This window comes from Streptococcus sp. HMSC071D03 (assembly GCF_001812125.1).
GTDB classification, from domain to species: Bacteria; Bacillota; Bacilli; order Lactobacillales; family Streptococcaceae; genus Streptococcus; species Streptococcus pseudopneumoniae_N.
This window is the reverse complement of record NZ_KV807751.1, coordinates 1-452: the sequence shown is the minus strand read 5'-3', so window position 1 is coordinate 452 and position 452 is coordinate 1. Positions and strand designations below refer to the sequence as shown.

Sequence of the window (452 nt, the reverse complement as noted above, 5' to 3'; positions counted from 1 at the left end):
GGTAAACAAAGACGGATCAGTAGTTGTAACCTTTGAAGATGGTACTACATCTGTTATTCCAGCAGATAAGACAGTCAAGAAATCAGATGGTTCAGTAGCAGTTAATCCAGCTACTAACCAAGATTCACCTGCTCAAGCACCAGCTAAGAAAGCAGGAGCGAAAGAATTGCCAAATACTGGTACAGAACAATCTAGCGCTTCACTTGCTTTAGCACTTCTTGCAGCAGCGACAGGTGGACTCCTCTTCGCTAAAAAACGTGAGGAAGAAGAGTAAGAAATTACTCAAATAAAGCAAAACTGAGAATCTCAATTCTATGAATTTGCTAGAAAAACCGTAAGAAGAAATTCTTACGGTTTTTTTGATGGGAAATGAGGCTATTTGTCAACTGTAGTGGTTGAAAAAAGCTATAGTATAGTGGATTGAATCTAGAATAGTACGCTACAGATTTTAA

The 452-nt window shown here is 38.3% G+C and carries 1 protein-coding gene; it reads left to right on the top strand.

The window, feature by feature from the left end; all coding sequences use genetic code 11:
- On the top strand, positions 1-274 hold a 274-nt coding region (locus HMPREF2837_RS05370), incomplete at its 5' end, for a MiiA motif-containing surface protein (protein ID WP_075230721.1).
- Positions 275-452: the final 178 nt, after the last annotated feature.